General features: G+C 68.9%; 12 protein-coding genes. 11 read left to right on the top strand and 1 reads right to left on the bottom strand.

The features are described 5' to 3' along the window. The first annotated feature begins 135 nt into the window (after positions 1-135). The 11 genes from PSK12I2_RS0104200 (at position 136) to PSK12I2_RS0104150 (ending at position 11,035) form a co-directional block, all read left to right on the top strand. Entirely contained in the window at positions 136-624 is a 489-nt protein-coding gene (locus PSK12I2_RS0104200; protein ID WP_007159864.1) for an Lrp/AsnC ligand binding domain-containing protein, read from the top strand. Between the two features lie 67 nt (positions 625-691). Continuing rightward, complete coding sequence (locus PSK12I2_RS0104195; RefSeq protein WP_027597425.1) at positions 692-1,501, top strand: bifunctional 2-polyprenyl-6-hydroxyphenol methylase/3-demethylubiquinol 3-O-methyltransferase UbiG; 810 nt, start codon at positions 692-694, stop codon at positions 1,499-1,501. A gap of 173 nt (positions 1,502-1,674) precedes the next feature. Next, a complete protein-coding gene (locus tag PSK12I2_RS0104190; RefSeq protein WP_027597424.1) occupies positions 1,675-2,955 on the top strand; it encodes an FAD-binding oxidoreductase in 1,281 nt (426 codons plus the stop codon). Further along, positions 2,952-4,502 (top strand): phospholipase D family protein, encoded by a 1,551-nt coding sequence (locus tag PSK12I2_RS0104185; protein WP_027597423.1) that lies wholly within the window; start codon positions 2,952-2,954, stop codon positions 4,500-4,502. The genes PSK12I2_RS0104190 and PSK12I2_RS0104185 overlap by 4 nt, the downstream gene beginning before the upstream one ends. A gap of 425 nt (positions 4,503-4,927) precedes the next feature. Continuing rightward, positions 4,928-5,977: a biotin synthase BioB gene (bioB, locus tag PSK12I2_RS0104180; protein WP_007159868.1), complete on the top strand. Its 1,050-nt coding sequence runs from the start codon at positions 4,928-4,930 to the stop codon at positions 5,975-5,977. A 137-nt stretch (positions 5,978-6,114) separates the two neighbouring features. Further along, complete coding sequence (gene bioF, locus PSK12I2_RS0104175; protein WP_027597422.1) at positions 6,115-7,290, top strand: 8-amino-7-oxononanoate synthase; 1,176 nt, start codon at positions 6,115-6,117, stop codon at positions 7,288-7,290. A 7-nt stretch (positions 7,291-7,297) separates the two neighbouring features. After that, positions 7,298-8,023 (top strand): alpha/beta fold hydrolase, encoded by a 726-nt coding sequence (locus PSK12I2_RS0104170; RefSeq protein WP_027597421.1) that lies wholly within the window; start codon positions 7,298-7,300, stop codon positions 8,021-8,023. Further along, positions 8,004-8,819 (top strand): malonyl-ACP O-methyltransferase BioC, encoded by an 816-nt coding sequence (bioC, locus tag PSK12I2_RS0104165; RefSeq protein ID WP_027597420.1) that lies wholly within the window; start codon positions 8,004-8,006, stop codon positions 8,817-8,819. Before PSK12I2_RS0104170 ends, bioC begins: the two co-directional genes overlap by 20 nt. 5 nt (positions 8,820-8,824) lie before the next feature. Next, on the top strand, positions 8,825-9,496 hold the full coding sequence (gene bioD, locus PSK12I2_RS0104160) for a dethiobiotin synthase (protein ID WP_027597419.1): 672 nt from the start codon (positions 8,825-8,827) through the stop codon (positions 9,494-9,496). Between the two features lie 76 nt (positions 9,497-9,572). Then, complete coding sequence (locus tag PSK12I2_RS0104155; RefSeq protein WP_027597418.1) at positions 9,573-10,679, top strand: curlin; 1,107 nt, start codon at positions 9,573-9,575, stop codon at positions 10,677-10,679. 89 nt (positions 10,680-10,768) lie between these two features. After that, a complete protein-coding gene (locus PSK12I2_RS0104150) occupies positions 10,769-11,035 on the top strand; it encodes a hypothetical protein (protein WP_027597417.1) in 267 nt (88 codons plus the stop codon). A gap of 51 nt (positions 11,036-11,086) precedes the next feature. Here the strand turns inward: PSK12I2_RS0104150 and PSK12I2_RS0104145 are convergent, their stop codons facing one another. Continuing rightward, positions 11,087-13,144: a methyl-accepting chemotaxis protein gene (locus PSK12I2_RS0104145; RefSeq protein ID WP_027597416.1), complete on the bottom strand. Its 2,058-nt coding sequence runs from the start codon at positions 13,142-13,144 to the stop codon at positions 11,087-11,089. Positions 13,145-13,266: the final 122 nt, after the last annotated feature.

The following is a 13,266-nucleotide window of genomic DNA, read 5'->3' as shown; positions in this document are numbered from 1 at the left end:
GGATTTCGCCGGCTTTCGTCGGAATGAAGGCAGATACGGCAAGTATAGAAAGCCGCTCGCAGTGCTAATCACTGAAGAATTGCCTATATTCGGAGTAATTTTCCGGTAAAGACCCCTTTGGCAGAGACCCCCGCGATGCGTACCCATCACCAGGCCAGACGCGAGCTGGACAAGATCGACCGCAACATCCTGCGCATCCTCCAGGACGATGGCCGCATCTCCTTCACCGAGCTGGGCGAACGGGTGGGGCTGTCCACCACGCCCTGCACCGAGCGCGTCCGCCGGCTGGAGCGCGAAGGCATCATCCAGGGCTACAACGCCCGCCTCAATCCGCAGCACCTCAAGGCCGGGCTGCTGGTGTTCGTCGAGCTGAGCCTGGACTACAAGTCCGGCGACACCTTCGAGGAATTCCGCCGCGCCGTGCTCAAGCTGCCCCAGGTGCTGGAATGCCACCTGGTCTCCGGCGAATTCGACTACCTGGTCAAGGCGCGCATCTCCGAGATGGCCTCCTACCGCAAGCTGCTGGGCGACATCCTGCTCAAGCTGCCCCATGTGCGCGAATCCAAGAGCTACATCGTGATGGAGGAGATCAAGGAGACCCTGAGCCTGCCGGTGCCGGACTGACGGCTGGCGAGCCCGGGGATCACCGTCTAGGCTGCGGGTTTTGCATCGACAGCCAAGGAGGCCGCCCATGGATCCCCACCAGCGTCAGTTCATCACCGCCGCCAATCGCCAGGCCTGGGAGGTGTCGGCGCCGCTGCATGCCCAGGGCGAGGACTGGCAGCGCCTCTTGGAACAGGCTCGCCAACCCGGCTTCTCGGTCCTCGATGCCTGCCTGACCGCCACCCTCACCGCACTGGACATCCGCGGCCTGAGTTGCGCCCAGGTCGGCTGCAACAACGCCCGCGAACTGCTTTCCCTGGCGGCCTTCGGCGCCCGGCCCGCCCTGGGCATCGACCAGTCGCCGGCCTTTCTCGCCCAGGGCGAGCAGCTGGCCAAAGCCGCGGGCCTGGCGCCGCGACTGGTGGCCGCCGACATCTATGCCCTGCCCGCCGGGCTCGGCCAGCACGACTTGGTGCTGATCACCATCGGCGTGCTGAACTGGATGCCGGACCTGCCGGCCTTCTTCGCCGCGGTGCAGAGCCTGCTGGCACCGGGCGGACGTCTGGTGATCTACGAGACCCATCCCTTCCTGGAAGTCTTCGAGCCCCATGCGGACCAGCCGCTGGTGCCGCGCTACAGCTACTTCCGCCGCGAGCCGCTGGTCAGCGCGGACCTCATCACCTACGACGGCCTGGATCACGGCCAGAGCGCGCCGAGCTACTGGCATATCCATACCCTGGGGGCCATCGTCACCGCCGGCCTGGACGCCGGCCTGAGCTTGCAACGGCTGGAAGAGCATCCGCACTCCAATCGCGAGGCCGACTATGACGGCTACATCGGCCAGACCGCCCAGTTGCCGATGAGCTTTACCCTGGTCGCCCAACGCCCGACGGCTTAGAACCTATTCAAAGTCAGCTGCGCGTCGGCCAAACCGCGTCGAACAGACTTTCGGAATGCTCATTTACTCTGTGTAAACTCCGCTTCCTCAAGTCTGTTCTCCTTGTCTGGCCCTAGCTCGCAAGACTTTGAACAGGCTCTCGTCCCTTTCGCCTGCTAAATCAGACGCCGCCTATGCAGCCCCACGCGCCTTCCTACTACGCCGCCACCGCCAATCTGGACCTGGACTTTCCGCCCCTGGAGGGCGAGGTCCAGGCGGATGTCTGCGTGGTCGGCGGTGGCTTTTCCGGGCTCAATACCGCCCTGGAACTGGCCGAGCGGGGCGCCCGGGTGGTGCTGCTGGAAGCCCGCCGCATCGGCTGGGGCGCCAGCGGCCGCAACGGTGGTCAGCTGATCCGCGGCGTCGGCCATGACGTCGAGCAATTCGAGTCGGTCATAGGCGCCGAAGGGGTACGCGAACTCAAGCGGCTGGGCTTCGAGGCGGTGGATCGGGTCCGCCAGCGCATCGCCCGCCACGGCATCGACTGCGCGCTCACCTGGGGCTTCGCCGACCTGGCCAACAAGCCGCGCCACTGGCAGCATCTGCAGGAAGAGCATGCCGCGCTGCAGGCGCTGGGTTACCCCCATCCGCTGCGACTGGTGCCCAAGGCCCGGCTGGCGGAGGTGGTGGGTTCCGAGCGCTACCAGGGTGCTCTGATCGACGAGGGCTCCGGCCACCTGCATCCGCTCAACCTGGCCCTCGGCGAAGCCGCCGCGGCCCGGGCGCTGGGCGTGCAACTGCACGAAGACAGCCAGGTCACCCGCCTGGAATACGGCCCCCGGGTGCGCGTCCACACTGCCCGCGGCCGGGTCAGCGCCGACACCCTGGTGCTCTGCTGCAACGCCTATATCGACGACCTGCAACCCGACCTCGCCGCCCAGGTCCTGCCGGCCGGCAGCTATGTCATCGCCACCGAGCCGCTCTCCGCCGAGCGCGCCGCGCGGCTGCTGCCGGGCAATCGCGCGGTCTGCGACCAGAACGTGGCGGTGGACTACTTCCGCCTCTCCGCCGACCGCCGCCTGCTGTTCGGCGGCGCCTGCCACTATTCCGGGCGCGATCCCCGGGACATCGCCGGCTACATGAGGCCGAAGATGCTGGAGGTCTTCCCCGAACTGGTGGATGTGCGGGTGGACTACGCCTGGGGCGGCATGATCGGCATCGGCGCCAATCGCCTGCCGCAGATCGGTCGGCTGCGCGAGCACCCCAACGTCTTCCATGCCCAGGCCTATGCCGGTCATGGGGTCAACGCCACCCACCTGGCCGGTCACCTGCTGGCCGAGGCCATCCTGGCCCAGTCGGCCGGTTTCGACCTCTTCGCCCGGGTGCCCCATGCGCGCTTTCCCGGCGGTCGCCACCTGAGGTCGCCGCTGCTGGCCCTGGGCATGCTCTGGTATCGCCTCAAGGACAGCCTGTGATCCGCCTGCTCGTCCCCCTGCTGCTGGCGCTGCTGGCCGGCTGCGCCACGCCGCTTCCGCGCCACGCCTCCCAGGTGCTGCCGGTCGCCGGCACCGCCCTGGACAGCCAGGTGCGCGCCGCCGGCGCCGCCCATCCGGGGCTGTCGGGGCTGCGCCTGCTGGAAACCAGCACCGATGCCTTCACCGCCCGCGCCGAGCTGATCCGCAAGGCCCAGCGCAGCCTGGACATCCAGTACTACATCGTCCACGACGGCCTGACCACCCGACTGCTGGTCAATGAACTGCTCAAGGCGGCGGATCGCGGCGTGCGCATCCGCTTCCTCATCGACGACACCAGCAGCGATGGCAACGACTACCAGATCGCCGTGCTGGCGGCCCATCCCAATGTGCAGATCCGCGTCTTCAATCCGCTGCACCTGGGTCGCAGCACCGGTCCGACCCGGGCCCTGGGCCGGCTGGTGGATCTCAACCACCAGCACCGCCGCATGCACAACAAGCTGTGGCTGGCCGACGACAGCGTGGCCATTGTTGGCGGACGCAACCTGGGCGACGAATACTTCGATGCCCGCCCGGAGATGAATTTCACCGATCTCGACCTGCTTGCCGCCGGTCCGGTGGCGCGCCAGCTGGGCACCAGCTTCGACCAGTACTGGAACAGTCCGCTGAGCCAGCCGGCCCGGCGGCTGCGCTGGTTCGCGCCCTCGCCCACCGCCCTGGTGCGGCTGCGCGCGCGGCTGCATCACTACCTCGACAGCGAACGCACCCGCGACCTGGCGCTGTACAACCGCCTGCGTCGCTACGCCACCGCGCCCCAGCTCGACGGCTGGCTGCAGGAGCTGACCTGGGCCCACGCCCAGGCGTTCTGGGATGCGCCGCGCAAGGTGTTGGCCGAGGACGAGCCGGACTGGCAGCTGCTGCTCACCCATCAGTTGCAACCGACCCTGGACGGCGCCCAGCACGAACTGCTGCTGGTCTCTTCCTACTTCGTGCCGATGAATCAGGGGGTCGCCTACCTGGGCGGCCTGGCCGCCCGCGGCGTCGATGTGCGGGTGCTGACCAACGCCCTGGAAGCCACCGACGTGCCCGCCGTGCACGCCGGCTACGCGCCTTATCGCGCGGCGCTGCTGGCCCAGGGGGTCAGGCTCTATGAGTTGCGCGCCCGCCCGGACCAGAAGCGATCCGCGCTGCCCTACAGCTTTGGCGAATCCGAATCCAGCCTGCACAGCAAGGCCATGGCCATCGACGGACGCTGGTCCTTTATCGGCTCCTTCAACTTCGATCCGCGCTCGGTGCTGTGGAATACCGAGGTCGGCATCCTGGTGGACAGCCCGGTCCTCACCGGTCGCCTGCGCCAGCTGATGCGGCAGGGCATGGACCCGAGCGTCTCCTATGCGGTCAAGCGCGTCGAGGATCGCGGGCGGGTGCGGCTGGAGTGGGTCAGCGAACGCGACGGCCAGCCGCGGGTGCTGCACCACGAACCCGGCAGCGCCTGGCGCCGCTTCAACGCCTGGGTGGTCAAGGCGGTGGGGTTGGAGCGGATGCTCTGACGTAGGTTGGGCTGAACATAGCGAAGCCAACCAGGTCGCTCATGTTGGGGCTATCGCGGCCATGACGGTCCGCCGCTGCGGCCGCTCCTACGGAATATCCGGCTGCTGTAGGAGCAACCGTCTTTATCGCGGCCATGCCGGTGCGCCGTAGCGACCGCTCCTACAGGGAGTGATGCCTTTGTAGGAGCGGCCCGTGGCCGCGATTGGCCTTAGTCCTACGACTTACCCCGTACCGAACCCGGTGAAGCTCAACGGACCCGATCCACGCGCCACCGTGTCCCAAACCACACCCCATCAATCTCCCTGCGAAAAATCCGGCAATTGCTCATTTTATGAGCAGTAGTCGACCAGGACTTCGGCTAAGGTCGACCGCATTCATCGGCCCCGCTCCGGCACCCGGCCGTCCTATGCATCGAGGATCTCCCATGAGCGCTACCGCCCTGCGTCACGACTGGACTCTCGCCGAAGTCCGCGCCCTGTTCCAGCAGCCCTTCAACGACCTGCTGTTCCAGGCCCAGGGCGTGCACCGCCAGCACTTCGATCCCAATCGCGTGCAGGTCTCCACCCTGCTGTCGATCAAGACCGGCGCCTGCCCGGAAGACTGCAAGTACTGCCCCCAGTCCGGCCACTACAACACCGGTCTGGAAAAGGAAAAGCTGATGGAGGTGCAGAAGGTGCTGGAGGCGGCCGCCGAGGCCAAGGCCATCGGCTCCACCCGTTTCTGCATGGGCGCCGCCTGGAAGCATCCCTCCGCCAAGGACATGCCCTACGTGCTGCAGATGGTGCAGGGCGTGAAGGCCCTGGGCCTGGAGACCTGCATGACCCTCGGCCGCCTGGACCAGGAGCAGACCCGCGCCCTGGCCGACGCCGGCCTGGACTACTACAACCACAACCTGGACACCTCGCCGGAGTTCTACGGCAACATCATCACCACCCGCACCTACGGCGAGCGCCTGCAGACCCTGGCCTACGTCCGTGAAGCCGGGATGAAGATCTGCTCCGGCGGCATCCTCGGCATGGGCGAGTCGGTGGACGACCGCGCCGGCCTGCTGATCCAGCTGGCCAACCTGCCCGAGCACCCCGAGTCGGTGCCGATCAACATGCTGGTCAAGGTCCAGGGCACCCCGCTGGCCGAAGAGAAGGACGTCGATCCCTTCGACTTCATCCGCACCCTGGCGGTGGCACGGATCCTCATGCCCAAGTCCCATGTGCGCCTGTCCGCCGGTCGCGAGCAGATGAACGAGCAGATGCAGTCCCTGGCCTTCCTGGCCGGTGCCAACTCCATCTTCTACGGCGAGAAGCTGCTGACCACCGGCAACCCCCAGGCCGACAAGGACATGCAGCTGTTCGCCCGTCTCGGCATCCAGCCCGAAGCCCGCGAAGAGCACGCCGACGAGGTGCACCAAGCCGCCATCGAGCAGGCCCTGGTGGAACAGCGCAACAGCGAACTCTTCTACGACGCCGCCACCGCCTGACCCCTGTCGTCCCCCTCTCCCCCCGGGAGAGGGCCGGGGTGAGGGTAAACCACCGCCCAAGCCGCGCTCCAGACCAACCCCTCTCCCCTCGCGAGAGGGCTGGGGTGAGGGGCCTTCCAACGCTACCGAGACTCCCCATGGCCTTCGACCTCGCCGCCCGCCTGGCCCAGCGTCACGCCGAGCACCTCTATCGGCGCCGCCCTTTGCTGGAAGCGCCCCAGGGCCCCGAGGTGGTGGTGGATGGCGAGTCCCTGCTGGCCTTCTGCAGCAACGACTACCTGGGCCTGGCCAATCATCCCCAGGTGATCGCCGCCCTGCGCGCGGGCGCCGAGCGCTGGGGCGTGGGCGGCGGCGCCTCGCACCTGGTGATCGGCCACAGCGGTCCGCATCACCAGGTCGAAGAAGCCCTGGCCGACCTCACCGGGCGGCCACGCGCCCTGCTGTTCTCCACCGGCTACATGGCCAACCTGGCAGCCGTCACCGCCCTGGTCGGGCGTGGCGATACCGTACTGGAAGACCGCCTCAACCATGCCTCCCTGCTCGACGCCGGTCTGCTCAGCGGCGCGCGCTTCGGCCGCTATCTGCACAACGACCCGGCCAGCCTGGCCACGCGCCTGGCCAAGGCCGAGGGCGACACCCTGGTGGTCACCGACGGCGTCTTCAGCATGGACGGCGATCTGGCCGCCCTGCCCGAGCTCTGCGAGGTCGCCCAGCGCCACGGCGCCTGGACCCTGGTGGACGATGCCCACGGCATCGGCACCCTGGGCGCCAGCGGCGGCGGCATCGTCGAGCACTTCGGCCTGGACCAGGGCCAGGTCCCGGTGCTGGTCGGCACCCTGGGCAAGGCCTGCGGCACCGCCGGGGCCTTTGTCGCCGGCAGCGAGGAACTGATCGAGACGCTGATCCAGTTCGCCCGCCCCTATATCTACACCACCAGCCAGCCGCCGGCGGTGGCCTGCGCCACCCTCGCCGCCCTGCAGCTCGTCCGTGAGGAGGGCTGGCGCCGTGAGCTTCTGCACACTTTGATCCAGAGATTCCGCAGGGGCGCGACGGCCCTCGGCCTGGACCTTATGCTCAGCGCCACGCCGATCCAGCCGATCCTGGTCGGCGACAGCGCGCGCGCCCTCGCACTCTCCGCCGCCCTGCGCCGACGCGGGATCCTGGTCACCGCCATCCGACCGCCCACCGTACCGGCCGGCAGTGCCCGCCTGCGGGTGACCCTGACGGCGGCCCATCGCGAAGCGCACGTGGACCTCTTGCTCGACGCTCTGGCCCAGGCCATGGCCGAATTACCGCCTGACGCGGATAAGTGACCGACCAATGCGCGATACCCTGATCTTGCTGCCCGGCTGGGGCCTGGGCAGTGCTCCGCTGGAGCCCCTGCGTGACGAACTCGTCGAGCAGGCACCCTTTCTCGACGTGCTGATCGAGCCGCTGCCGGCCCTGGCCGACACCCAGGACTGGTTCACCGACCTGGAAGCCCGCATCGCCGAAGGCGGCTGGCTGGCCGGCTGGTCGCTGGGCGGCATGCTCGCCAGCGAATTCACCCTGCGCCGCCCCCAGGGCGTGCACGGTCTCATCACCCTGGCCAGCAATCCCTGCTTCGTCGCCCGCGCCGGCTGGCAGACCGCCATGGCGCGCAGCGTCTTCACCGACTTCTTCGAGGCCTGCTCGCTGGATGCCGAGCAGACCCTCAGGCGCTTCACCCTGCTGGTGGCCCAGGGCGCCCGCGACAGCCGCACCCTCGCCCGCCAGTTGCAGGTGACCCTGCCGGAGATCGAGCCCGAGGTGGTCATCGCCGGCCTGGAGTTGCTGGCACGCCTGGACACCCGCTCCGCCCTGCAGGCCTTCAGCGGTCCCCAGCTGCACCTGTTCGGCGCCCACGACGCCCTGGTGCCGGCCGCGGCGGCCCAGGCCCTGCGCGACGAGCTGCCCAACGCCCAGGTCGAGGTCCTGGAGCACGCCAGCCATGGCCTGCCCCTGGAACGCCCGGACGAGGTGGCCACCCGTATCCGTGAATTCATCTATGCAGGACGCGATGGCTGACGTATTGCCCGACAAGCGCCAGGTGGCGCTGTCCTTTTCCCGCGCCGCCGCGCAGTACGACGGCGCCGCCCTGCTGCAACGCCGGGTCGCCGACGGCCTCTTCGCCCGGCTACACGCTCTAGACAAGCAAGTCTGGCTTGACCCGCAACGCTGGCTGGACCTGGGCAGTGGCACCGGCTATTGCAGTCGCGCCCTGGCCCGCCGTTATCCGCAGGCCGAAGGCCTGGCCCTGGATCTGGCGCCCGGCATGCTCCGCCACGCCCGCGCCCAGGGCGCCGGTGCCCGGCACTACCTCACCGCCGACGCCGAACGCCTGCCGCTGCGGGCGGAGAGCTGCGATCTCATCGTCTCCAGCCTGGCCCTGCAGTGGTGCCCGGATCTGCCCAGGGTGCTCGCCGAGGCGCGGCGCATCCTGCGCCCGGGTGGCGTGCTGGCCTTCAGCAGCCTGGTCGCCGGCACCCTCGACGAACTGCGCCAGAGCTGGGCCCGGGTGGACGACCAGGTGCACGTCAATCGCTTCCGCCCCCAGACGGCCTATGTCGCCGCCGCCCAGGCCAGCGGCCTGCAGCGGCTGACGCTGGAGGTCGCGCCCGAGCGGCTGCACTTCCCCGATCTGCGCGCCCTGACCCAGCACCTCAAGGCCATCGGCGCCCACAACCTCAACCAGGGACGTCCCCAGGGCCTCACCGGTCGCCAGCGCCTGGCCGCCTTCACCCAGGCCTACGAGAGCCTGCGCGAGCCCACCGGCCTGCCCGCCACCTACCAGGTGATCCACGTCCTGCTGCGCAAGGAATGACCCCCATGTCCGCCTACTTCGTCACCGGCACCGACACCGAGATCGGCAAGACCACCATCGCCGCCGGCCTGCTGCACCGGGCCCGGCTGCAGGGTCTCGCCACCGCCGGGGTCAAGCCGGTGGCCTCCGGCTGCGAACGGACCGCCGCGGGCCTGCGCAACGGCGACGCCCTGGCCCTGCTCGGCGAGACCTCGCTGCCGCTCGACTACGCCGACATCAATCCCATCGCCCTGGAACCCGCCATCGCCCCGCATCTGGCAGCCCGCGAAGCCGGCATCGACCTCAGCGTCGCCGCCCTGGCCGCCCCGGTGCGGCGGATCCTGGCGCTAGAGGCCGACTTCACCCTGGTGGAAGGCGCCGGCGGCTGGCGCGTGCCCCTGGCCGGCCGCGAGTCCCTGTCCGATCTGGCCCGCGAGCTGGGTCTGCCGGTCGTTCTGGTGGTGGGCGTGCGCCTGGGTTGCATCAACCACGCTCTGCTCAGCGCCGAGGCCATCCTCGCCGACGGCCTGACCCTGGCCGGCTGGGTGGCCAACCTGGTGGCACCGGCCACCCTGCGCCTGGACGACAACCTGGCCACCCTGCACGAACGCCTGCCGGCGCCCTGCCTGGGCACGGTGCCGTACCTGGCCGCGGCCACGCCGGCGGCGGTCGCCGCGCACCTGCGCCTGCCCGGCTGATATCAGTCTTTCGGGCGATGGCCGGTGGGCCAGGCCGGCGGCAGACTGCCCTGTCTGCCGCTGCCGGATCGCCCGAGTGCCTACCTTCAAGTTCCTGACCTGCCTGGGCCTGCTCGGCCTGACCAGCACCACCTGGGCGCTGGACAACCAGACCCGCGTGGAGCAGCGCGGCGAGCGCCTCGGCGCCTTCCTGAGCCAGGCGCCGGATACCCGCCAGGGCACCCTGGAGGTCAGCCAGAGCGGTCGTGCCAGCCAGGCCTATCTCACCCAGAGCGCCTCCCAGGGCGACCGTACCCGCGTCGAGCAGGGCGGCGTGGGCAACTTCACCAATGTCACCCAGGCGGCCGGTGGCGCGCGCGAGGTCAGCATCGACCAGGGCGAAGCCAGCCAGAGCCACGCCTATGTCTACCAGGGCCATGGCCAGCGCAATACGGTGGAGATCGTCCAGCGCGGCCTGCTCGACGAAGCCCTGGTGCGCCAGGGCGGTGACGACCAGCGGCTGCGCATCGAGCAGGAGGGCGCGCGCAACGGGCTGAATCTGTTCCAGGACGGTCGCGACAGCGCGGCGCGACTCAGGCAGGTGGGCGAGGATCACCTCCAAGAGGTGCTGAGCCTGGGCGCGCGCAACGAGGTCGAGCTGCTGCAGGGCGGCACCGCCAACCGGGCGGTGGTCGAGCAGCGCGGCGACGACAACCGCGCTGGCGCTCGCCAGGGCGCGCGGCAGCAGGACGTCCAGCTGATCCAGATCGGCAACCGCAACCAGGCGGCGGTGCAGCAGAACGGCCTCGACGCCAGCCCCCAGCGCGTCAGCGCGCGGCAACTCGGCGACGACAATGCCGTCCAGGTGAATCTGACCGGCAATGGCAACCGCCTCGAGCTGCAACAGCAGGGCAATCGCAACAGCGCCGGCGTCCTGATCGGCGGTGAGGATTCGCGCCTGACCCTGACTACCCAGGGCAACGACAACGAGATCAGTGCGGTCGGGGTGGGCGACAACCTCGAGCTGAGTGTCGAGCAACTGGGCGATGGCCATCTGCTGCAGGCGGGACTGGCCAGCGACGCCCAGGTCAGCGTCAGCCAGCAGGGCGCCAGCCAGTACGCCTCCATCAGTCAGGTCGGTGCGGGCAACAGCCTCGACCTGCGCCAGAGCGGGCAGGGCAATCGGGCGACGATCCAGCAATAGCCGGACACAGGCGGTGACAGGGACTGCTGGTTCTTTGGCGTCAAAGCTGCTTCAATAGCCCTTTGACATCACCGTCGAGGACCCTGTCCATGAACGTGACTTCAAGCAATTCGCTCTATGCCGGGGTGCAGGCCTACCAGAACGGTAGCCGTACGGTCGAAAAGGCCGGTGCCGCCCTCGCCTCCCAGACGGCGCGCAACGAACAGGAAGCCCTGGGCGCGACCACCAACAGCCAGGCCGATCTGGCCAGCGAGCTGGTCAATCTGGATGTCGGCAAGTACCAGGCGCTGGCCGGTACCAAGGTCATGCAGGCCTCGCAGGAAACCCTGGGCCGGCTGCTCGATACCCGGGCCTGATCATAAAGCTTTGAGCAAAAGGGGCGCCCTGAAAGGCGCCCCTTTTGCGTGCTAGCCCAGGCGGAAGCGGGTGGTGTTGGCCGTCAGGGTGCGGCTGCCCGCCTCCAGACCCACCGCCGTGCTCTGCACCGTGCGCGCATTGCCGAGCAGATCGGCCGCGGCCCCATCGATCTGCTGGATATTGCCACTGACCTGGTCGGCGGTGACCGCCTGCTGTTCGGCGGCGGTGGCGATCTGCACCAGGGTGTCGGAGACGCCCTGCACCGACTCGGCGATCTCTTCCAGCCGCCGCCCCAGCCCGATGATCGACTGGGCATCGCTGGCGGCCTGGCCGCAGGCCTCCTGCATCAGGGACACGGCCTGGGCCACGGTGCCGCTCAGGCTGCCAACGGTCCCGGCGATCTGCGCCGTGGAAGCCTGGGTGCGCTGCGACAGCGAACGTACCTCGTCGGCGACCACCGCGAAGCCCCTTCCCTGGTCACCGGCCCGGGCCGCCTCGATGGCGGCGTTGAGCGCCAGCAGGTTGGTCTGTTCGGCGATGCCGCGGATGACGTCCACCACCTGCTGGATCTGCCCGGCCTGGGCATTGACCTGGGCCATGGCCGCAGCTGTCTCGTCCAGGCGCTGGTTGAGGCGCTGGATGCTGGCGGTGGTCTGGCGACTGTCACTCTGGCTGGCCTCGGCGATGCCGCGCATCTGCTCGGCGCGCCCGGCGGCCTCTTCGCAACTCTGGGCCACGCCCTGGGCGGTGGCGGCCAGTTCGGTGGCGGCGGTGGCGATCTGGGTGATCTGCTGGCGCTGGGCTTCGACGGCGCCCAGCGCCGCCTCGGCCTGCTGACCCAGCTCCCCGGACGCCGTGCCCACCTGGCGACTCTCCTGCTCGACCGCCTGCAGACTGCCGCGCAGCTGCACCACGGCCAGGTCCAGTGCGCGGCCGATCTCGGCCAGTTCGTCCTGGCCAGTCACCTGGGCCGAACGGGTCAGGTCGCCGTCACGCAGGCCTTCGGCCAAGTTGGTGATGCGCCGGGCGCTGCCGCGAATGGCGGCCTGCATGCACAGCAGCAGGTAGCAGGTCACCACCAGCAGCAGGCCGAAGCCGGCGGCGATGGCGGCAAAGCTGCGCACGGCATCGGCGCCATAGTATTGCAGCCGTTGGTCCAGGTTCTTCAGGGTCTGCTGGCGGAAGGTCTGCAGCCCCTGCAGAACCCCGTCCAGCGTGGTTTCGAACTGCTCCGGCTTGAGCGTGATCTCGCCGCCGAACACTCCCTGATCGAGGGTCTTGAGACTGGCGTCCAGCTGGCTGCTGAGCTTCTGGTAGTCGTCCTTCCAGCTGGCCATGTCGGCGGGCAGCTTGCTGCCGAGCAGCACCGCGACCTTGGCCAGGCTCTCGCTGGAATCACCGACGCGGGCGCGCAGGTCGCGCAACTGCAGGCGGCTCTGCAGGCTGAACTGGCCGGAGACCACACTGGCCTGACCAACGCTGGCCAGGCGGCCGAGGCGCTCGTACAACTCGACCGACTGGGTGGTGCCGATCTGCATCAGCAGGTAGGTTTCCATCCAGGGATCGAGGATGAGGCCGCTGTCCAGGGCGATCTCCTCGCGCAGCGCCTGCACGGCGCCCAGGGCGGCGGTGAATCTGTCGTAGCCGTCCGGCCACCAGCCCAGGCTGCGCAGATCGCTGACCTCCAGCCCGGCGAGCGCCTGCTGCAGGGTCTTGAAGCGCGCCTGCACATCGGCGCCGGCCCCTTCGCTCTCCAGTTGCTGTCCGAGCTGGGCGAGCCGCTCGCGCCGACTGTCGTTGCGACTTTCCAGAGCGGCTATGGCGGCCTGCACGGCCGGCGTCTCCTGGCGACTGGTGTCGATCGCCTTCCAGCGCGCGGTCAGGTTGCGCCGGAGGGTGAGTTCTTCTTCCACGGCATCCAGCCGTTGCAGCAGTCGCACGCCACTGCGCTCGCCACTGACAGTGGCCAGCTTGGCCTGGAAATCGGCGCCCAGCAGCCAGAGACTGACCGCCAGCGGCAGGATGAACAGCACCAGCAGCAGGGCGAACTTGCGGGCGAAGCCGAACTGGCTCAGCACGCGCATACCCGGTGACAACAAAACACCCATGTTCGACCACTCCTGTGCCAGCCACCGGCAAGCGTCGGCTATCCGTTGCGGATAGCTATAGGACGATTTGTCGGCAAACTAACGACTTTCTTGAAAGATAGGGCACAATCGCCGCCCTCCCG

The sequence above is a fragment of the Pseudomonas sp. MOIL14HWK12:I2 genome (genome assembly GCF_000510745.1).
GTDB lineage: Bacteria > Pseudomonadota > Gammaproteobacteria > Pseudomonadales > Pseudomonadaceae > Chryseomonas > Chryseomonas oryzihabitans.
The sequence above is the reverse complement of the archived record's forward strand: the minus strand, read 5'-3'. Positions and strand labels throughout refer to the sequence as shown.